We start from the raw sequence: 21,390 nt of genomic DNA, 5'->3' as shown, positions 1-21,390 counted from the left end.
TTTGTTTTTAGTCAAAAGTGTCTGGTATCACCGTTACAGCGAAACAGAAGAGTGCGACGACCACGGCAATCTGCCAATGAAGACTCCGGAGCACTGTCCCAAATATGCTGAGCATACATATTTTTCCTCGGAGCGGTGGTCAAAACATGTTGTGGCTACATACTTTCCCAAATGGGACACCCTAAAACATGTTGTGGATACATACTTTTTGAAGGGGGACAAGTCAAAATATGTTGTGGATACATACTTTTTTTTGCGGCACACCCTAAAACATGTTCTGGGGACATACTTTTTCAAACGGGGCACCCTGAAAAGTTCCCGGCAGGTTCAAACATGTCAATTCTGGGGGCTATTTCTTCGTCTTATACAACTCGTCAATTGGAACGACTTCGACGGCCATGGAGTCTTTCAGGGTACGCGAAATCAGTCCGTAGGGAGCGGTAACAACCTCTTCACCACCTTTCAGCCCATCCTCTATTTCGATGTTGACGTTGTCCTGGATGCCGGTTTTGACCTGCTTTTCACGAACCACGCCATCATTGTACACGAAAACAATCTCATGTTGCTTCGCTTCCGGTTTGGGTTGTTCATTCCCGTTGTCGCTTGTTTCCTCATCATTGACCTGCTGAAGACCTGCGGTTTCGGCTTTGGCTTCTCCGGTTTCGCTACGTGTGGTAACGGCCTGGATAGGGACGGTAATCACGCCGTTCCGGGTATTAGTCCGGATATCGACGGTTGCAGACATTCCCGGTAGGAAAGGATAGCGCTCCGATTGTTTCTTCAGCAAATCATCATACGAACTTTGCAGCAATAAAATCTTCACATCGAAATTGGTGACCTGGTCGGTTGAGGTACCGGATATATTAGCCGAACTGGCAATTTCCGTCACAATTCCCTTGAACTTCCGGTTCACATAGGCGTCAATTTCTACCAATGCGGTATCACCTAACTGCACTTTCACAATGTCGTTCTCATTGACTTCAACCTTTACCTCCATGCTGTTAAGGTTGGCAACCGTCATCAGCTCGGTACCGGCAAACTGGTTGGTTCCTACAACGCGCTCCCCTTTTTCGACGTTGAGTTTGGAAATCGTTCCCGAAATGGGAGCATAGATTTTGGTTTTCGTCAGGTTTTCTTCCGATTCCTGCACACTCGATTCGGCACTTTTTACCAGGAAACGAGCGGCTTCAACTTCCGAAACAGCGACTTTATAGGCAGCTTCCGCCGATTGGTAATCGGCCTGCGAAATGGTTTGCCGTTTGAAAAGTTGTTTCGAGCGGTCGAAGGCCAGTTTCTTTTCGGTGAGTTGGGCTTCAGCCTGTGCTAAACGGGCTTTTTGCGTGTTTAAGCTGGCACGCGACCGGTTGAGGTTGGAAATGTAAATATCGGGCTTGATAACGGCCAACAGGTCGCCTTCTTTTACTTCGTCGCCTTCCTTTACGGGAAGTTCGATAATTTCACCGGGAACTTCCGGACTGATTTTTACCTCGGTTTGCGGCTCAATCTTTCCGTTTGCCGTAATGAGCTCGGTGATATCTTTCTTCTCTGCTTTTTCGACGGCTACCCGCGTAGCAAAATCTTTTCCAAACCAGCCGGCTTTTTTACCGATGATAAGCAGAATAATAAGTGCAAAAGCCAGGATAATTAGCAGACGAAAATTCCTTTTTTTCTTCTTCATACGGGTTACGGTGTTAATTGACTACATGGTTTGCCTGAGAACGAAAGTAAGTTCTTTAAAGTTACAATTATTTGGCTTCAACCGAAAAGCTAACGCGGATGACGTAAACTAATTTTTATGTTTCTTTGAAATAGAATAATAAAGAGAAGTAGGGCTGTTATAGCATCTTTAAAAGAAAAATGTGCTTTCGCTGAAGAAGTTTCTTTTCCCAACCTACCGATTATGTTTAAATTTGGACATATTGTATATCATACGTTTTGATTCAACCTAAGAATAAAAATAACTGATACATGAAGCGACGAACAAGAATTCTTCGAAGGGCCGGATTATTTGCGGCTTTTCTGTTTTTGCCATTCCTGATTTTTCAGGTCGAAGCGCAAACAATTCCCGTGGTAACGGCACATAATGCCCTGGTATTTCAGGTGACCCCGGGGAAAAATGTAAATATGATTTACTACGGAAAGAAACTTTCCTCACCTGGCGAATATGCTCAAATTCCCGGGGAGTACCGACAAGCACAGGACTACACCGGCATGTACGACGCCGCTTATACGCCTTCGGGAACGCGCAATTTGCTGGAACCAGCCATCACGGTTACGCATTCCGACGGGAACAATTCCCTGGCGCTGAAATATGTTGGTCATCAGGTAAAGCAATTGAATGATGATGTTTCGTTGCTGAGTGTGGAACTCAAAGATCCGGTGTACGATTTTGAAGTGACTCTTTATTACAAATCCTACTATAAAGAAGATGTTATCGAGCAATGGAGCGTAATAAAACACCACGAGAAAGGAAATGTGCAGTTGCGGAAGTTTGCATCTGCCAATCTTTGTTTGAAGGGGAAAAGCTACTGGCTAAGGCAGTTTCATGGCGATTGGGCCAAAGAGATGCAGCCCGAAGTATCAAAACTGACGCACGGTATCAAAACGCTGGACACCAAGTTGGGCACTCGCGCGGCTCTGTTTCAGCCACCAGTTTTCATGATTTCGCTTAACCAACCTTCCACCGAGGATGAAGGAGAGGTACTATATGGTGCACTGGAGTGGAGCGGAAATTTCCGCTTCGATCTGGAAGTTGACCCACAGAACAACCTGCGCATCATTGCAGGAATGAACAACTACGCATCGACCTATTCGCTCAAACCCGGAGAAGAATTTAAAACGCCGCCTTTTATCACGGTGCTTTCCAGTAAAGGAAAAGGAGAGGCCAGTCGGCAATTGCAGGACTGGGCCCGCAAATACCAGATTATGGATGGCGAAGGTTCCCGATTGACGTTGCTCAATAACTGGGAATCGACGTTTTTCGATTTCAATGAAAGTAAACTGAAGGCGTTAATTAAGGATACCCGGAAGTTGGGCGTCGACTTGTTTTTGCTTGATGATGGCTGGTTTGGAAATAAATATCCGAGGAACAGCGATCATGCTGGCCTGGGCGACTGGCAGGCCAACAAAAAGAAACTGCCCGATGGTGTTTTCTCGTTGGTAAAAGAGGCGACCAAAGACAGTGTGAAGTTCGGTATTTGGATTGAGCCTGAAATGGTGAATCCGAAAAGTGAATTGTACCACCAGCATCCCGACTGGATCATCAAACAGCCCGATCGGCCCGAATATTACTTCCGGAACCAGCTGGTACTGGATATGAGCAATCCGAAAGTGCAGGATTTCGTGTATCATATTGTGGACAACTTATTGACCAAAAACCCGGGACTGGCCTATTTTAAGTGGGATTGCAATTCGGTTATTTATAACGCGCACTCATCCTACCTGGGAAATCAGTCGCATTTGTACATCGACTATGTGCGGGGACTGTATAAAGTATTGGACCGTATCCGGAAGAAATATCCGCACATCCCGATGATGTTATGCTCGGGAGGTGGTGGCCGTGTCGATTATGGTGCACTGAAATACTTCACCGAATTCTGGCCCAGCGATAATACCGATCCGCTCGAACGTATCTTTATTCAGTGGGAATATTCCTATTTCTATCCGGCCATTGCTACCAGCAATCATGTAACGGCCTGGGGGAAACAGCCGTTGAAGTTCCGTACCGATGTAGCCATGATGGGCAAACTGGGATTTGATATTGATATCAGCCACTTGAGTGATAAGGACCTGCAGTTTTGCCGCGAAGCTGTGAAAACGTATGACTCATTTAAGAACATTGTCTGGCACGGCGAACAATACCGGTTGTCCGATCCGTTTACCAACGATGTAGCATCGGTGATGTATGTCGATAAGACAAAATCTTCGGGGGTAGTTTTCAGTTACCTGGTGAATAACCGGTTTGGAAAAGGGAGCAAGTTGCCCATTCGCTTCAAAGGGTTGGATGCATCGAAGAAATACCGGATCGAGGAAATCAATCTTTATCCGGGTACGAAATCGACGTTGAAAGCCAATCAGGTTTTTAGCGGCGATTTCCTGATGCAAATCGGATTTAATCCAGATGTGAACGCACAGCGAACGAGTGTCGTTCTGAAACTAGAGGAAGTGAAATAACGATTTTTCCTGGTAAGATAAAAAGAAAGCCGCCCGATTGCTCAGGCGGCTTTTTATATGGAATAAAGTTTTCACAAAATCTTTCGGATTACAATTCAATGGGAAGTCCGCGGTAAAAGTCGAGGATTTTGGTGCGGAAAATGAACTCGTACTTGGCTTGCAGCAAATCCGATTGTGCTTTGGCCAAATTGTTCTTTGCCTGGTTGTACTCCAATGCGTTCACCAAACCAACATTGTATTTCTCTTCCGAATAACGGAAAGCTTCCTGCATGGCAGCAACAGCTTTCTGGTTCGATGTGTAACGGTTCAGTGCTGCAATGGCATTGGTTTCAGCCGTTTCGATGTCCTTTCGGAGGACTTTCTTGGAGTTTTCTACATCGAGTTGTTTGCTGAGGACATCAATTTTCGCATTATCGATATTGGTCTTGTTTTGCAGACGGTTGAAAATCGGTATGTTCATCTGGAGACCAAAACCTTTTCGCTGGTTGTTGCTCAGCTGATCACTGAATGGAATCTTATCGCCGTTCAAATCGGTGTATTTATTGTTGTACGAGTTATAATAAAAGCCATACGCCGTGATGGTCGGATAATTAGCTCCTTTGGCAGCCTTCAGTTGATATTGCGAGCTCTGCAGTTTGTATTCTGACGATTTAACGTCCGGCCACAATGCCAGGGCTCTCTTGTAAATCTCAGTTGCTGAGATTAGGGAAGCTTCGGCTTTAATTTCGGGCAGTTCAGGTTTCTGGATCTTAAAGTTTTTGTAAGAGTCCAGCTCCAGCAGCTGTGCCAGTTGCAGATAGTTCAGTTTTAGCTGATTCTGGTTGTCTACCAGTGTCAGTTCCTCTTTGGCTGCTTGCGCCTGAATGTCGAGGAGACTTCCTTTGGCCAGACTACCGGCATCAACCTTTTCCTGGGTTTGCCGAATCTGCTGTTTGGTAACATCCAGCTGGTCCTGCGAAATTTTAACCAATTCCTGCGAGAAGAGAATTTCAAGATAGGCAGAGGCGATATTCATGGTAATGTCATCCTTCGCCTTTTGTAAATCTTCCATCGAAGCCTTCAGATCAAACTGACTCTTTTTGATGTTGTTGTTGATCTGAAACCCCTGAAAAACCGGAACATTTGTATTCAGATTCAAATCACTTTCCGAGGAGTTGATATTCTCGTACGTGTTGTTATAGGTCAACGAACGACCGTAGTTCTCGTTTTGCGAAGCCTGGGCACTCAGGTTCGGAAAACGGTCGGTTTTGGCTTTGCGCAATAAATTTTCCTGGTATTGTGTGCTCAACTCGCTTTGTTTAACCTGGATATTGTTTTGAATGGCATAATCAATGCACTCTTTCAGCGACCAGGCATCAGGTGTGTCCTGTGTATCCTGTGCTTTCAAGATGTTGCTAATGCTTACCAGTATTAAAAATGCGATGGCATAGATTAGTCGACTCATGGATTATATTTTTTTATTTCGACGTTATGCTAATTTACTCAATCGTTTTGGGTGTTGCCCCTTTCGGGGAAATTATTTTTAACTATTCTGCGATCCCGGCTCTACTTTGGCACCTTTCAGGTGGTCATCCTTGGTAATTCCGTCCTTGATTTCGATGTTGATACCATCGGACAGACCGGTTTTCACATAGCGTTTTTCGTATTGTTGCGGCTGAGTCTCTACTTCTACGTAAGCCGAGTCGTTATCAAATTGCAGCAAACCTTCCGGAACAGCCAGTACGCTGTCGCGACGGGCGAGTACAATATCGGCATTGGCACTGTATCCGGCACGGATGAACTGGTCCTTCTTCAGGTTGACCTTCGCCTTAATTTCAAACTGAATGGCTCCGTTTTCTTCTTCCCCTTTCGGTGAAATATATTCCAACGTCGCATCAAATTTCTCATTCTCGATAGCACCGATGGTCATTTCGATGGGCATGCCTTCCCTAATTTTTCCAACTTCGGTCTCATCAACTTTCCCGTCGAAAATCATGTCATTCATATCGGCCAGCGTGGCAATGGTGGTTCCGTCGTTGAACGTGTTCGACTGGATAACCGAATTTCCCACTTTCACAGGCACGTCGAGCACCATACCCGTGATGGTGGCGCGAATCAATGTGTTGGTGGTTTTTTCCGAGCTCTTGGTTACCCCTTTGCGAATCAAGTCGAGGTTATTTTCGGCAGCTTCCACTTCAGCTTTAGCTCCTTCGTAAGCAATTTTCGACTTCTGGTAATCTTCACGGGAAACCACTTGCTTCTTAAATAGTTTCGAAACGCGATCGTAGTCAAGTTGCGCATCTTCCATGCTGATTTTAGACTTGGCAACGCGGGCTTCAGCGGCATTCAGGTTCACCATATCGGGAATGATTTTCACCTTCGCCAGAATATCGCCTTCTTTCACTTTATCACCGGCTTGTACATAGAGTTTCTGGATAATTCCTGATACCTGTGGTTTTACTTCCACCTCTTTTCGCGGAACTACCGAACCGGTAGCCACCGTCTTCTGAATGATGTTGGTAATCAGTGGGGTTTCATCTTTAAATACTTCCGGTTTTGCCTGCGATTTTTGGTACAGGAAACCCAGTGTTCCGAGGAATATAGCCCCCAGTAAAACGAATCCGAAGATTTTGAAAAACTTTTTCATTTTAGGCAGATTTTGTGGTTTATTCTACTTGATATTATTTATCTCTTCATGCGTTGATTACTCGTCGCGTAAAGCGTCGATGGGTTTGATCTGCAGAGCCCGCTTGGCCGGAATAGAGCCGGCAAACAATCCTGCCAGAATCAAAACGGCTAATGCAGCAAGTGCTACCGGAAGATCGACAGTTGGATCTTTATAGAACATGCCGTCGCCACTGCTATTCATTTTCGCCAAAACGTTGCTGATAAGCTCCAGGAGCCCGACGCCCAATGACAGTCCGATGTATCCGGCCAGGGTGGTCAGAACCACACTTTCGAGTACAATTTGGGAAATGATGGTTTTGGGTGTTGCGCCCAAGGCACGCTGTATTCCAATTTCACGGGTACGTTCTTTCACGATTACCAACATGATGTTACTTACACCAATTACGCCGGCCATTAAGGTCCCGATACCCACAATCCAGGTCAGAATGCTGATGCCGAGGAAAAGGCCGTTCATCTGTTTGAATTGCTTCTCGATGTTCACGCTTCTGAGCGCCTGGTCATCATTCGGGGCGATGTAGTGCCGCTTCTTGATGATGCTTGTAATTTGATCTTCCAGGCTACTAACGGAAACACCCTTTTTCGATGTGACAGCAATCAGGTGAACTTCGTTGCCGTAATTGTATGCTTGTTGCATGGTGGTGAATGGAAGGAAGATGGTCTCTTCCTTCCGTCCGTTAAAGTTGACGCGGGTTTCGGGTTTCAGTACCCCGATGACCTGGAAATATACGCCCGACACTTTGAGATACTTCCCGATAGGGTTCTCGTTTTTATCGAACATACTTTCCTCTACTTTTTCACCAATCACACACACTTTTCGCTTGTCAAGTATATCAATCTCGTTTATCCATCGTCCTTTTACCATGGTAACCGGGTCAATTTTCGTATAAACCGGGTAATCGCCCACGATACTGAAGGCACCGGTACGATTGTCGCGAACCGTGTTATCGCCACTGCGTTCCCGCCATCCAAAGAGTTTTGGTGCCAGGTATTTAATGCCTTGAACGTGATCTTCGATATAGGTGACATCGGTTGAGTTCATATTCCAGAAACGGCCGCGTTTGAAGCCTTTGTAAGGCTCGCCGGTTCGCTGTGTCCACATGAAAGCGGAGTTAACAGCAAACTTGGATACACCGTCGTAAATGCCGTGTTTCAATCCGTTTCCGGCCCCGGTCATGACAATCAGCATGAAGATTCCCCAGAAAACCCCAAAGGCGGTGAGAAAGCTCCTGAGTTTGTTCTTCGTCAGGGCGTTCCATATTTCGTTCCAGCGTTCAATGTCAAACATGATCAGGATTTTATGCAGGTTATTGATTTCTTGATTCTGAATAGTCCTTCTAGCTTATTCATCACGAAGGGCTTCAATGGGTTTTACACTGGCCGCCTTTTTAGCTGGAATGTATCCGGCAATGGCTCCTGAAAGAATCAGGATCAAAGTGGCTGTAATGGCAGTACCAAAGTCTACTGTTGGATTGCGGAAAAAGATTCCGTCACCTCCGCCCGAGGCAAAAGCCTGTTCGAGTCCGTAATTCACCACCTCCATAATGCCGACTCCCATGGTTAATCCAATATATCCGGCTACGGTGGTAATCAGGATGGACTCCATCAGGATAAGACCGATGACAGAGCGGGGAGATGCCCCCAGCGCTTTACGGACACCAATTTCGCGGGTTCGTTCTTTCACGAGGATGAGCATGATGTTGCTGACACCCACAATTCCGGCAATCAAGGTCCCGATACCGATTACCCAAACGAATATTTTGATTCCCTGGAAAATCTTCATGGTACGCAGGTATTCTGTCAACATGTTGAAGGCACCCATCGCACGTTTATCGTCGGGATTGAATTTGTGACGCTGTGCCAGTGCTTCGCGAACTTCCGAGGTAATCGCTTCAGCTTGTTTTTCCGAGGTGACCATTTTCGTGGTAACGGCAAAACTGTGTACCCGGTTACCTCCGTTGAAAATGCGCTGAGCAGTAGAAACCGGCATGTAGGCTGTACGGTCATTGCGGTTATCCGGATCGTGACAAACACCAACCACTTTGAATGGAACATCGTTGACCTTGATGTATTTTCCGATGGGATCTTCTTCTTTGAATAGCGCCTTGGCTATATCTTTTCCGATGACAATCGATTTCCGGAAGTCGGTAATATCCTTGTGGTTGATGAAGCGACCTTTATTCAGTTTAATATTTTCTACGTCCTGGAGTGCAGGATGGCAGGTAACGGTGGTGAATGAGCCGTATTCGTTCCCGTAGGCATAATTCGTATCACCTGGCAGATAGAAGCGGGACGAAACTTCGTCGAGTCCATTTACTTTGTTCTTCAGGAAGGTATAGTCCCGGTTGTTAAAGCGGATAGGACGCCCGGTTTTCATCCCTTTATACGGCATACTGGTTTCACCTGTCCAGATCCACATCGCGTTGACGGCGTTGCTGGCAAACTCCTGTTTAACGCCATTCTGCAACCCGTTTCCCGATCCGAGCAATATCATTAACATGAAAATACCCCACGCTACCGAGAAACCGGTGAGAAAAGTACGGAGCTTATTCTTGCGAATGGTGCTGAATATTTCTTGCCAAACATCGATATCAAACATGATGCTCTGATTTATTAATGTTCCGGTTATATTGTGCCTGGAAGGACTTCAAATCGCCGTTTTTAATGATCTCTTCAATCACGCCGTCTTTCAGTCGGATGATTTTCTGGGTCATGGCGGCAATATCATACTCGTGGGTAACGATAATGACGGTAATTCCCTCCTCATTGATCTGCTTCAAATGTTCCATCACTTCGTAGGAAGTTTGGGTGTCGAGCGCACCAGTGGGCTCATCTGCCAGAATGATCCGTGGTTTGGAAATCAGTGCACGGGCGATGGCAACACGCTGACGCTGTCCTCCCGAAAGCTCATTGGGCATGTGATGGGCCCATGGTTTCAACCCCAGTTTATCCAGGTACTCCATGGCCATCTGGTTCCGTTTGCGCCGTGAAACACCTTTATAGTATAGCGGTAAGGCTACATTCTCCATTGCATTCTTGAAGGAGATAAGGTTAAACGACTGAAAGATGAATCCAATCATTTTGTTACGCGTCCGGGCGGCCTGGGTCTCGTTCAGGTCCTGCATCAGATGACCATCGAGAGAATAAGCCCCTTCATCATAATTGTCGAGGATGCCGAGGATATTCAACAAAGTCGACTTGCCGGAACCCGATGAGCCCATGATGGAAACAAATTCTCCCTCCTCTATTTCCAGGTTCAGGCCTTTCAGAACGTGCAGGCTGTTATTCCCCGTTACGTACGACTTGTGTAAGTTGTTGATCTGTATCATTTTTCCAGGTTTTGTTTTTGGTTGGGAACAGTTGTGCGGAAGATTATTCGTATAAAGATTAACTCCGGAAGGTTAGACTGACACCAGAGCGAAATAGTTACAACAAATGATGGATAATTTTCCACGTTATACGTTACATCCCGAAATGGCTTTTACCAATAGACGTGCCAAAGGATATAAATAACACAAAATGAGGGGCGAAGCATATTTTGTTCAATTGAGGCTGTGTGAATATATTGTACGGAATCGAACTGGGGGTGTACGATTTCGTACGGCTGTTCGTCTTTTGAGTTGAGAACTATTACCCGATAGCTGTTTGGATAACGAAACTGTCAATAAGAAGGCTTGATTTGCTTAAAAACTTATTATATTTAAAGCTTTCAGCGGATTTCCAAATTCGTACAGTATCCTCTGCACTCCATGCAAAAATAAGTACGCCCGGATGGAATGTGCAGCTTATTGCGCATTCTGACAAGGTATTCATTGTGTAATTAATCACGGACGATTGAAAAGAAAACTGTTTTTATTATCAGTCTTTGTGTTAGCGTTACCTGGCATCAACAGGGCTGAAGGCTGGGGATGGAGTGTTGGCGGAGGCTACTCGCGATTGGATTATTCACATGAAAGACAATCGAGTCCTGCAGGATTTTACGGAAGTTCCCTTTTTCCGGAATTAAGTCTGTTTAGATCGGGAGAAAGACACGATGATTTGTTGCGGTTTAGCATGTGGAATTTCAACAATTGGAGATACAGTAACAGCCACGAATCAGCGCCGGAGCAGAAGATGCTGAAACTGTTGGTTGACTGGGAACACCATCGTTATTTAACCAAAAGTGAAAATTCGTTGATTCGGTTTTACGTTGGCCCAACGGCGGGTTTGAACTACCGGAATTGGAACCTGAATTATTCGGGCGGTACGGATTTGACTTACCACCTGGCAGGTGTAAGAGGCGGCGCTGTAGCGGGAACTGTCGTACACATTTTGCCGGGAATAACTGCTAACGTGCAGACCAATGGAAGAGGAATGGTCGGCTGGTACTCAAGTAGTCCGAAATACTACGCCAACAGCACTGGTGTTGAGAGTGGGTTTTCATTGGGCTTAAAAGCCGAAGCCGGTATTCAACTGACCAACCGCATCGAACTTTGTCCCGGTTGGTCGTATATTTATAGTCGCGATTACAATAAACGGTACAGTTTAATGTTATCAGAACAAAGGTGGTCCGTTTCATTAAAGTTTAGGCCTTTCCATGCGAAGTAAGTATTTACTTATAGCTGTAGTGCTGATTCTCCAGGCATGCTCGCTGATTCCTGATACCGGCGAGATGGAATCGCATGGAACGTGGTTACAGGCCAAGTCGGAACACTATGTGTACTATTACCGGCCGAATTCTGCCGCAGCAACCGATATCGATAAAATTGAGGCGGAACAGGAACGTGTTTTCATACAGTTGAATAAACTGCTGGGGACGAACTACAATCAAAAAATCCATGCCTATATTTTTAATGATCTGGCGGATGCCGGATTTACGGACAAAACCGGCCAGGCTTTTCCTATCCTCAACACAATAGAAGTAATTTATGGTCTGGATGGCTATACCATTGGTAAGCGGGGAATCTCGGCTCACGAAGTCGCACATATCATCACCTTTAATGGCTGGGGACCGACCGATTTACGTATCCTGAGTGAGGGAATTGCTGTTTATATGGAGCATGCAACCTACGATAGCGAAGCAGACTATGGCAGTTCACAAATGATTGTAGCGGCGTTGAGTGCTCATGGTAACTTGCCCGATATAGAAAGTCTGGCCAGTGATTTTGAAAAGTTCGATACCAATATCTCCTATCCGGTTTCGGGTTCATTTGCAGGCTATATCATTCGTCGTTTTGGGATGGAAAAGTTCCGCAAGTTGTTTACCGAAGGGCGAAGCGATCATTTTGCTGAAGATTTCCAATCGGTTTACGATGTTTCACTTGCAGATGTGGAGAATACCTGGAGTCATCAGTCGGACAAATCGCTGGCTCAGTAAAAGTTATAGCCTCGAATACTTTCCGTTAAGAACCACACCATCGAGTTGCATCGCTTTAGCCGATGATAAGGCGTCTTCTGCCGTATGAACGATTGGCTCACCGCGTTGGTTAAATGAGGTGTTGATTAAGGCTTTCAATCCATATTTTTCATCAAGCAGTTCCAGTAAATCGAACAGGAAAGGATTATCCTCGCGTTGGAAAATTGTTTGAATCCGTGATGTGCCATCCACATGAACGACTCCTTCTATCTCTTTCTTCCTTTCGGGAAGAATATTGAAATCCAGCAGCATGTATCGCGAAAGCGGATGAATTTCGTCAAGGCCTGTTACTTCTTTGGCATTTCGTTCCAGCATGATGGGAGCCACCGGCCGGTACCATTCCCGGCCCTTGTGTTCCATGCTCGCTTTTCGGGCCAGCTGAGCTGAGTCAGCTCGGGCAATGATGCTCCGGTTACCTAACGCACGCGGTCCCGATTCTCCCGCGCCATTCGCGATTCCAATGACACGGTTGTCCATCAGGTCGGCGGCTATCTGCTCCAACGTTTCTTTAGTGTAGCTTACCATTTCGGGAAGAAGTCCCCAGTTGTTCAGGTATGGCGAATGTTTCTCAACTTTGCCGTGTTTCAACAACTCAACATAGGCCGCAGCTCCCAGTGCCAGTCCCGAATCTTCACAGCAAGGCGGAATGAAGACGAAGTCGAACAGATTTTCATTCACGACGAGCGAATTGGTCACAATATTCAAGGCACATCCGCCTGAGTAATACAGGTTTTCGCAACCGGTTTGCTCACGCAATTCTCTTAACTTTTTCAGGAAATCGCGTTGAAAAATATGCTGCATGGTGGCGATGATATCCTGAAGAAAAGGGTCTTTCTGATCGAATGAATTTCCTTGCCAGTTCCAGTCTTTTTTTGCCTGTTGGAAAAAGACGGAACGTTTTCCCCAAATATCTTCGAAGAACTGATGCTTATTTAGCCACTGTTCCAGTTCAGTCGAATGTTTTCCGTATGAGGCATAACCCATCATTTTCCCGGGAACGGAATTCTGGTCTTCCATTTTGGCTCCAATGATACCAAAGGCCAGCGAATTGGCATTAAACAGGGTGGTCAGGTATTTCAAGTCCCAGTGATATTCCAGCGGTGTCAATTGGTTGTTCCGGTAGGTCCATGCCGAAAAATTGGACAAGCTGGCGCCGCCGTCGAAGTGGATCAACAGGCTGTTGTCCTTGATATCTCCGGTGAACGGAAGCGAAGAGAAAAGATGAGCCAGTTCGTGATTAACGACCCAGGCATCGTGTTCTTTACCATACCACCAGCAGCGGCCTTTTTCCGCGGAAGCGAAAAGTTTTTCGTTTAACGGTGCTTCGAACCGGGCTTGTCCATCAGTCGAGATGAAAGACCGTCCGACCACATTATTCACAAAAACTAAATCGTAATCGGCCGGGGAGAGTAGCTTCTCCTTTCGCAGGATTTCAGTGATTCGCTGGTACAGATGATTGTCCCTTTTTCGGCGACTGATGCGCTCCAGCTGCAAAAGCTTTATCACTTTCCCACCCGACATGAGCGCCATATTGTGGTCGTGGACATAGCCCGGATGGTCCAGATCCATCCGGTCCTGAATGCCATATATGGCCAGTGTCGGCTTTGATGAATCCATCGGATTAGCCAATTATCATAACCGTTGCAATGGTTCCGAGGAACAGATAAAACAGCAGTTCGGGCCAGAAACGGTTTTTTGCAAAAATGAAAAAGTGGGCGATGAAGTACGAAAACGGAATGGCCAGCAAGATAATTGCCTCAATGCCGACTGAACGGCTGAACAGAATGGAGACTACCAGAAAGGCGACCATCCAGTAAAAAATGATGAAGTACTTTCGTGAGCTGATTTTCTTGACATCGTACCGACTGAGAATGGAACTACTGCCAAGCACGGCCAGGAAGATGAATAATCCGGATAAGATTTGGAAAGAAAGGGTGTTGATAATGTTGATGTTGGCAGTGTGAATATTTTCCTGAACAACGCTGAAAAGCTGAGGCAACATATCATTCAGATAGTAGACAGAACCGGCGATGAACCATGGCACTGCAAATCCGACCAGCGGAATGAAAAGCAACCGCCAGTTATCGCCCTTCTGCAGTACCGCGATGCTTATCCAGGTAATGGGAAAAAGAAAGATGGTCGGGAAATAAAACAGCGAACCCACCGAGAGGAAAAAAGCAGCATTAAAGGTATCGGGTATGGTGTTGGAATGGTGATACGTGTCGAAAATGCTGATGAGTGCCAGGAAAACAAAAAGAGACGCCAGGTGTACCGGGTGCAGCGTATGCATTGACGGGAACGCTGAAACCGTTAGCAAGTATATGATTCCGGGCAAACCGGAACGAGATCGCAGAAACTGAAACCGGGTACTGATTTGGTTGATGAGAAAGGCGCTGAGAACCACGACGATTAATCCGGCGAAAGCCGACAGAAACGGAAATTTTATCAGGTACGCACCTGTAATCCGATAAAGAGGCATGGCCGCTTCGCCTGCAAAAAAATTAAAAGTTTTCGGGTGGATTAAACCGGGTAGCCAAAGTAAAATTCCGGCTAACGGAATAAGCACCAAATGGACAATCTGATTGGTCTTTAGAAATCGTAATACCATACAGACAACTATTTTATAGGTCGAATCCTAAGTCGTGGCGATAATATTTTTTTTCAAAATCGATGATCCCTGCATTTTTATAGGATTGCTCGAGCGCTTCGTGACGATCTTTTCCGTACGAGCTCACCGATATAACTCGTCCGCCGCTGGTCACCACCTGGTCGCCATCGAATTTCGTTCCGGCGTGAAAGACAATGCTATCCTGCACTTTCTCTAATTTCGAAATGACTTTGCCCTTCTCGTAAGCTTCGGGATAGCCGCCTGAAACCAACATCACCGTTACAGCTGCCCGTTCATCAATTTCCAGATTTTTTTCAACCAGGTTACCTTCGGCCATACCTTCCAGCAAGTCGACAAAATCGGATTTGACACGCAGCATCACCGCTTCGGTTTCCGGGTCGCCCATGCGAACGTTGTATTCAATCACAAAAGGCTCGCCATCGACATTCATCAGTCCCAGGAAGATAAATCCACGGTAGTTGATTTGATCTTTTTGCAGTCCTTCAACGGTCGGGCGGATGATGCGATCTTCCACCTTTTTCATGAATGATTCATCGGCAAACGGGACGGGAGAAATTGCTCCCATTCCTCCGGTGTTGAGGCCAGTGTCGCCTTCTCCAATTCGCTTGTAATCTTTTGCTTCGGGCAGAATTTTATAGCCTTTGCCATCGGTGAGCACAAATACCGAACATTCCACACCTTTCAGAAACTCCTCAATCACCACGCGTGCACTGGCTTCGCCGAATTTACCTCCCAGCATTTCCCGCAATGAGGCTTCTGCTTCTTCCAGCGAATCGATAATCAGCACACCTTTTCCGGCCGCAAGGCCATCGGCTTTTAACACGAAAGGAGCTTTCATCGTCTTCAGGAACCCGATGCCTTCTTCCATGTTTTCGGTGGTAACCGAAAGATATTTGGCTGTAGGAATAGCATGACGGACCATAAAGTCTTTGGCAAAATCCTTACTGCCTTCCAGTCGGGCGCCTTCCTTATCGGGACCAATCACCGGAATATTCTTTACCTGTTCGTCGGCAGCGAAAAAGTCAACAATGCCTTCCACCAGCGGAACTTCCGGACCGACCACCACCATGTCGATGTTGTGTTCGGTAACGGCATCGCGCAGACTGTCGAAATCGCTTACGTCAATATTCAGATTGGTTCCGGTTTCAGCAGTTCCGGCATTTCCCGGGGCAATAAACAGCTGGTCAACTTTTGGGCTTTGTTTGATTTTCCAGGCAAGGGCGTGCTCCCGGCCTCCGGAGCCAACGAGTAAAATCTTCATGTGATTGGTTCTTTTTTGTTCAGGATGATTGTGCTCTTTCAGTTGTCGGCAAATATACTCAATTATTGCACGGTAGCGAAACAAATCGACGGTGTGGGGCACAGTTATCCTGCGTCAGTCATGCGAAGACGTTGATAAAATAATATGTATGCAGATTGTGGAAAAAGGGGATTATGCCCAGCGCCGTACCTGGCGAATGGTTTGCCGCAATTTCTGCAAACGCTGGCGATGAACCGGGTTGAACAGACGGCGTTCTTTCGGGAATTCAATCTTGCGGAATTCGTATCCACGTGCTTTCAATTCAGCAATTGCTTTGGGCAAGGCATAACGCAGATGGCCTTCAGCTTTCAGTGAATCGTGGAACGTGATGATACTTCCGGGACGCGAATACTTCAGCACATTGTTCAGAACCTCTTCTTTGGGGATATTCCGGTTATAATCACACGAAATCACATCCCACATGATGATTCTGTATTTCTGCGAGATGAAGTGGTATTGCGAGCGTTTTAGCCAGCCGTGCGGTGGGCGGAAAAGATTCGAGCCGATGAGGTGATTGGCCTGTTCGATGTCTTTGAAATAGGAGACATTCTCGCTTTTCAATCCCTGAATGTGATGATAGGTGTGATTTCCAACGGCATGACCGTCTTCTACTATTTGTTCGAAAATTTCGGGATAACGGAACACATTTTCTCCAACACAGAAGAAGGTAGCCTTGATATCATTTTCCTTCAGGAGTTTCAAAACCCATGGAGTAACACCGGGAATCGGGCCGTCGTCAAAGGTCAGATAAACAACTTTTTTGTCCTCTTCCGGAATACGCCAGATGGCGGCCGGAAACCATTTTGTAATATGTCGAGGTAAGTGTACCTGAGGTTTCAGTCTCATTTTGTTGGATTAAAGGTAATGCGTCGCAACACCTCAATACGGCGCAAAGGTAAAATAATTTATGCCGTAAAAACAAATTTAGCATAAATTACTTTACCTGTAGCCGTTATTTATCAGTTAGTTGATGAATAGATCTGAACATAAGTAGTGAATTTATCACTCAGTGTTTTGGCCAGATCTTTCTCTCCGTACTTATCAGCCGTTTTGGCCATTTCCCGGATAATAAACAGTGGTCGTTGAATATCATCCTGGATGGTTTTCTGGAATTTTGGCTGCAGCGAGAAGAAATAATTCAATTCATCGTCGTAGTTGCTGAGCATGATGTTCAGTACGTTTTTCGCGTTATCGTTGGCTCCGGCTTTGAAATAGTCTTCAGCCATCAGCAAGTTAAAGTAGTTGTATTCAACTTTGCTGTTGGGGACAATCTCTTCGCATTTGTTGAGCACGGTGATGGCTGAATCTTTTCTGCCTTTGGCTATCAGCGCATCAGCCAGGCGGACAAAGTTGTTACGCACATTCATGGCCATGCGGGTATTGTTCTCGTCGAGGTAAACATTCGGGTCGTTCATGTTGCCCCACTTGAACTTGTGCATCATGTTGTTATACATGGTATCAGCGTCCACACCACCAATTTGTCCGTTTGCCGATTTGAAATCCATTGGAACAACGCGGTAAGCGAATCCTTCTGACATAAAATGGTTCTGCAGGTTGAGATACTTGTCACTTCCTACCGTGATGGCGAAGTACATTGGTCGCTTCCAGTTGTTGTTAGCAATCATGTCCAGGATCATCAATTCATCTTTCGTGATGTAATGACCTTTCAGTTTAATATTGAGTTGTTTCACCATGTGCCTGGCTTGCTCAGGCGTAATCACATGGTTTTTCATCACCTCGGCTGAATCAACCGGATAGAATAATTCATTTGTAGGAATATATGACGAATTATCCGCTTGCCGCAGTTTGGTCCGTGGGTCGTCCGAGCGCACAAAATCGATAGCCTCTTTCAGGTTGACCGGACGTTTCAATTGATTGATTACATAAATCAGATCTCTTGTTCCCTCCAAATATTGGTCGTGCGTAAAGTTGATTGGCAGCGGCTCGGACTTGTAAGCCTTCTGTCGCATTTGATCAATATACCAGTCGGTCTGTAGATAACTCAGGTTACATACACGCACATCGGTACGAATACCCTCTACCTCCTGGGCGTACCACAACGGGAAGGTGTCGTTATCACCGTTGGTGAAGAGAATGGCATTCGGAGCACATGACTCCAGGTAATCGGCGCCGAAGTCCCGCGCTGTGTATCGGTTCGAGCGGTCATGGTCGTCCCAGTTCTGACTGGCCATTAATACAGGCACTGCAAAGAGACTGATAACTGTAGCCAGAATAGAACCTAATACCGGCGGCGTCACTTTCTTCAATATGTCGATAAGCGCCAGTACTCCTAATCCTATCCAGATGGCAAACGCATAGAACGAACCAGCGTAAGCATAATCCCGCTCACGCGGTTGGTGTGGCGTCTGGTTCAGGTAGAGAACAATGGCTATACCTGTCATGAAAAAGAGCAGGAAGACCACCCAGAAGTCGCGCTTTCCTCGCTTCCCGGAATTTAGCTGGAAGAAAATTCCAAGTAACCCGAGAAGCAACGGCAACATGAAGTAGGTATTCCGACCTTTGTTATTGGCATAAACTTTCGGAATATTATTCTGATTCCCCAGACGTGCTGCATCGAGGAATTTAATTCCGGTAATCCAGTTACCACGAAGAATATCGCCGTGCCCCTGAATATCGTTTTGTCTTCCTGAGAAATTCCACATAAAATATCGCCAATACATCCAGCCTACCTGGTATCGGAAGAAGAAGGCGAGGTTATCGGCGAATGACGGTTTGACCAGAACCTTCGGGTTCCCGTTTCGGTCCGTCGTTCGGATTTTGGTCCCTGTTATGTGTACCCACGATTTGTAATCGGATATATGCTGCGGATCGGAACTGTACATCCGGGGGAAGAAAGTCTCAAAACGACTGTCAAAGTTCGGATGCTGTTTATAATTCGATATGATGTATTTACCGTGATCTTCTACATAATCGGGTTTGCCCTGTGTGTATGGATCCTGGCTATCAAGCGGTGCATCGTAGTACTGACCGTAAAGCAGAGGCCGGTCGCCGTATTGTTCGCGATTCAGGTAAGCCAGCAAACCGAAAACGTTGTCCGGGTTGTTCTGGTCCATGGGCGGGTTGGCCGACGAACGAATCACCACAATGGCATAAGAAGAGTACCCGATGACAATAACGGTAAAGGCCAGCAAAATGGTGTTGGCCAAAATCTTCTTCTTTTTGATGGTATACCGTAATCCCCAGATAACCGCAGTAATTAGCAAGGCGGCATAGATGACAACACCTGTGTTGTAGGGTGCTCCGAATGAATTAACAAAAAGCAATTCAAACCACGAAGCCACTTTCACAACTCCCGGAATAACGCCGTACATGATAAATGCCAAAAGAACGATGGCAGTAACAAGCGCTATAGCCAGACCCGGCTTGGTGACTTTGTATTTTCGGAAGTAGTATACAAATACAATGGCTGGAATGGCCAGCAGGTTCAGCAAGTGAACGCCGATGGACAAGCCGATCATATAGGCAATAAATATTAACCAACGCTTGGAGCCCGGCGAATCAGCTTCGTTTTCCCATTTTAATATAGCCCAGAAAACGAGCGCGGTAAACAACGAGGAGGTTGCATAAACCTCGGCTTCCACGGCCGAAAACCAGAAGGTATCGGAAAATGTATAAGCTAAAGCACCGACGGTACTGGCTCCCAGAATAGCAATCAGTTGCGCAGTCGTCGGTTCTTCACCATTCTTCAGTACAATTTTACGTGCCAGGTGCGAAATAGTCCAAAAGAGGAATAGAATCGTCAATCCACTGGCGATAGCCGACCATGAATTCATCATGATGGCTACATGGGAAGGAGAGCTGGCAAAAAGCGAAAAGAAACGCTGGATGAGCATAAAAAATGGCGCACCCGGTGGGTGTCCGATTTCCATCCGGTAGGCCGTTGTTATAAATTCAGGACAGTCCCAATAACTTGCAGTGGGCTCCATCGTCAACAGGTAAGTCGTGGCGGCCACGATGAATACCAGCCAACCGGTAATGTTGTTGTAAAGATTGTATTTTTTCATGTTTGTCACGTTGATTCGCTAACTGTCTTGTTCTTCACTGGAAGTGCGAAGATATAAAACCTTCCTTCACAGGACAACTCGAAACGTAATGCTTAATTTATCTGGTACAATGCTTTTTTTTTGATTAATCTAATTTAACAAAAATAAAAGTTGCAGCCGGATATGTATCAAATATTTACAATTTTTAAGAAAATCGTTTTTGGAATGCTTGTTTGGGTTGGTGAAACAAAATGACTTACCTTTGATGCTTTTAATTTCTAAAACTGTAGATGTGAGATTGAAGGGATATATTCTTATCGGACTTGTTGCCCTTTTGATGGCGTCTTGTTCCGTTTCAAAAAACTTCACTGCGTTAACCAATAACGCCGAATCGTATTACAACAAGGGTGAATATGCCAAAGCAACCGCTGCCTGGCAGCAAATTATTGCCAACTATGGAAAAGTTGGATCTGTTTTCACAGCGGATAATTATTTGAAAGCAGCCAAATCTGCTGCTAAGGCCGGTAATGATGAACTGGCTTTTCAATGGTATGATAAAGCGAGATTGAAAGGGCAGAGTTCTCCGGAAATGTGGTTGTACCTGGCACACCATTACCATAAAATCGATAACCTGTCGAAAGAGCTCGATGCACTGGGCTATTATTTTTCATTTGATGTGAAAGGTACAGAGGCATTGAAGGCACGGGAACGTTATTTCGAAGCGCTTGTAGAAAGTGAAAACTACGAGCAGGCTATTAAAGAATGGCCTTATATCGAAAGCGACGTGAAAAACAACAAGGACTACGTGGAAATGTACTTCGAGGTTTGTCAGTCGTTGAACCGAGAACCGGAATTGAATAAGGCACAGGAGATGTTGCTGAAATTGGATCCTACGAATGAAGATGCTCTTTTCCGGAAAGCCCGGTTGTTATACAGTTCGGTAGAAAAGCGGTATAAAAATCAGATGGCTGCTTACGAAAAGAATCACACCCGTAGTCAGTACAGCAAATTACTGAAGGCGCTGAAGGGAATTTCGGCAGATTATCGTACGGCCCGCGATTTATTTAAGAAGCTCTATGTGGCTCATCCCTCGAAACGATACGCGGCTTACCTGGCCAATATTTACGCACGGTTAGACAGCAAGTCAAAATCGGACTACTGGCGGCAAAAATCGGAGTAAGTTTTACTGAAAGAATTAAGAAAGAACCTTTTCCCGGGAAACAGC

Annotated in this window: 15 protein-coding genes; 4 read left to right on the top strand and 11 right to left on the bottom strand. The window is 45.8% G+C overall.

Annotated elements, in window-relative coordinates; genetic code table 11:
* Window positions 1–349: 349 nt before the first annotated feature.
* Window positions 350–1,678, bottom strand: a complete 1,329-nt coding sequence (locus GJU87_RS17150) for an efflux RND transporter periplasmic adaptor subunit (protein WP_153640605.1) — start codon at window positions 1,676–1,678, stop codon at window positions 350–352.
* Window positions 1,679–1,968: 290 nt separating this feature from the next.
* On the opposite strand from GJU87_RS17150, the gene GJU87_RS17145 reads away from it, so the two are divergent.
* A complete protein-coding gene (locus GJU87_RS17145) occupies window positions 1,969–4,173 on the top strand; it encodes an alpha-galactosidase (RefSeq protein WP_153640604.1) in 2,205 nt (734 codons plus the stop codon).
* Window positions 4,174–4,261: 88 nt separating this feature from the next.
* On the opposite strand, the gene GJU87_RS17140 is transcribed toward GJU87_RS17145, so the two are convergent.
* From GJU87_RS17140 to GJU87_RS17120, 5 genes are all read right to left on the bottom strand, one after another.
* Entirely contained in the window at window positions 4,262–5,617 is a 1,356-nt protein-coding gene (locus GJU87_RS17140; protein WP_153640603.1) for a TolC family protein, read from the bottom strand.
* A 78-nt stretch (window positions 5,618–5,695) separates the two neighbouring features.
* The gene (locus GJU87_RS17135; RefSeq protein ID WP_106540707.1) at window positions 5,696–6,799 is read right to left on the bottom strand and encodes an efflux RND transporter periplasmic adaptor subunit; all 1,104 of its coding nucleotides are present in this window, start codon (window positions 6,797–6,799) and stop codon (window positions 5,696–5,698) included.
* Window positions 6,800–6,856: 57 nt separating this feature from the next.
* Window positions 6,857–8,125: an ABC transporter permease gene (locus tag GJU87_RS17130; RefSeq protein ID WP_153640602.1), complete on the bottom strand. Its 1,269-nt coding sequence runs from the start codon at window positions 8,123–8,125 to the stop codon at window positions 6,857–6,859.
* Window positions 8,126–8,179: 54 nt separating this feature from the next.
* The gene (locus GJU87_RS17125; RefSeq protein WP_153640601.1) at window positions 8,180–9,436 is read right to left on the bottom strand and encodes an ABC transporter permease; all 1,257 of its coding nucleotides are present in this window, start codon (window positions 9,434–9,436) and stop codon (window positions 8,180–8,182) included.
* Window positions 9,429–10,166: an ABC transporter ATP-binding protein gene (locus tag GJU87_RS17120; protein ID WP_153640600.1), complete on the bottom strand. Its 738-nt coding sequence runs from the start codon at window positions 10,164–10,166 to the stop codon at window positions 9,429–9,431. Before GJU87_RS17120 ends, GJU87_RS17125 begins: the two co-directional genes overlap by 8 nt.
* A gap of 505 nt (window positions 10,167–10,671) precedes the next feature.
* Between GJU87_RS17120 and GJU87_RS17115 the strand changes: the two genes are divergently transcribed.
* On the top strand, window positions 10,672–11,424 hold the full coding sequence (locus GJU87_RS17115) for a hypothetical protein (protein WP_153640599.1): 753 nt from the start codon (window positions 10,672–10,674) through the stop codon (window positions 11,422–11,424).
* Window positions 11,414–12,193 (top strand): peptidase MA family metallohydrolase, encoded by a 780-nt coding sequence (locus GJU87_RS17110; RefSeq protein ID WP_153640598.1) that lies wholly within the window; start codon window positions 11,414–11,416, stop codon window positions 12,191–12,193. Before GJU87_RS17115 ends, GJU87_RS17110 begins: the two co-directional genes overlap by 11 nt.
* Before the next feature lie 3 nt (window positions 12,194–12,196).
* Here the strand turns inward: GJU87_RS17110 and GJU87_RS17105 are convergent, their stop codons facing one another.
* The 5 genes from GJU87_RS17105 to GJU87_RS17085 form a co-directional block, all read right to left on the bottom strand.
* Window positions 12,197–13,849, bottom strand: a complete 1,653-nt coding sequence (locus GJU87_RS17105) for a carbamoyltransferase C-terminal domain-containing protein (RefSeq protein WP_153640597.1) — start codon at window positions 13,847–13,849, stop codon at window positions 12,197–12,199.
* A 4-nt stretch (window positions 13,850–13,853) separates the two neighbouring features.
* Window positions 13,854–14,840 (bottom strand): DUF6427 family protein, encoded by a 987-nt coding sequence (locus GJU87_RS17100; RefSeq protein WP_153640596.1) that lies wholly within the window; start codon window positions 14,838–14,840, stop codon window positions 13,854–13,856.
* Between the two features lie 13 nt (window positions 14,841–14,853).
* The gene (gene purD / locus GJU87_RS17095; protein WP_153640595.1) at window positions 14,854–16,122 is read right to left on the bottom strand and encodes a phosphoribosylamine--glycine ligase; all 1,269 of its coding nucleotides are present in this window, start codon (window positions 16,120–16,122) and stop codon (window positions 14,854–14,856) included.
* A gap of 171 nt (window positions 16,123–16,293) precedes the next feature.
* Complete coding sequence (locus tag GJU87_RS17090; RefSeq protein WP_153640594.1) at window positions 16,294–17,007, bottom strand: polysaccharide deacetylase family protein; 714 nt, start codon at window positions 17,005–17,007, stop codon at window positions 16,294–16,296.
* A 113-nt stretch (window positions 17,008–17,120) separates the two neighbouring features.
* Window positions 17,121–20,186 (bottom strand): DUF2723 domain-containing protein, encoded by a 3,066-nt coding sequence (locus tag GJU87_RS17085; protein ID WP_153640593.1) that lies wholly within the window; start codon window positions 20,184–20,186, stop codon window positions 17,121–17,123.
* Window positions 20,187–20,457: 271 nt separating this feature from the next.
* Here GJU87_RS17085 and GJU87_RS17080 point away from each other — a divergent pair, with 271 nt between their 5' ends.
* A complete protein-coding gene (locus GJU87_RS17080) occupies window positions 20,458–21,345 on the top strand; it encodes a hypothetical protein (RefSeq protein ID WP_153640592.1) in 888 nt (295 codons plus the stop codon).
* Window positions 21,346–21,390 lie beyond the last annotated feature (45 nt).

The organism is Prolixibacter sp. NT017 (assembly GCF_009617875.1).
Lineage (GTDB): Bacteria > Bacteroidota > Bacteroidia > Bacteroidales > Prolixibacteraceae > Prolixibacter.
Note: the sequence above shows the minus strand (reverse complement) of the source record. Positions and strands in the feature narration are given on the sequence as shown.